The 563-nt window shown below is 51.5% G+C and carries 1 protein-coding gene; it reads left to right on the forward strand.

All coding sequences use genetic code 11. The annotated features are described in order from the left end of the window. Positions 1-563 (forward strand): LysR family transcriptional regulator (locus R7093_RS27155; protein ID WP_318147268.1); only part of this gene is annotated, 563 nt, incomplete at both ends.

Below are 563 nucleotides of genomic sequence, written 5' to 3' on the forward strand. Positions count from 1 at the left end.
CTATCGCCGGGATCGGAATTTACTAGTCGCGTTGCGTGTACTGATTGAAGAAAGCAGCGTCAGTAAGGCGGCAACTCGCCTTAATTTAAGCCAATCGGCGATGAGTCGTGTGTTAGGGCGATTACGCGATCTGCTTGGCGATCCGCTGTTTACGCGCCAAGGTCAGCACTTGATCCCAACCCAAAAAGCGCTAGAAATTGATCGCTCTTTAGGTGAACCGTTGGAATCGCTGCGCCAATTGTTGTCGCCCGTCGAGTTCGATCCTCAGCAGTGCGATCAGACGTTCACCATCGCGACCACGGACTACGCTATGCAAACTATCCTGCCGTTTGCTTTACCGCGCATTTATCAAGAAGCGCCGAATGTGTCGTTTAACTTTTTGCCTTTGCAGCATGACCGTTTATCCGATCAGTTGACTTATGAAGGGGCCGATCTCGCCATTTGTCGCCCAACTGGCCCCGTAGAGCCGCTGCGTAGCGAGATTCTTGGTCGCGTTGGCGTGTTGTGTTTACTGTCCAAACAGCATCCTTTGGCGAATCAAGAGATGAGTTTGGACGACTATT

The organism is Vibrio sp. 1580, from assembly GCF_033340055.1.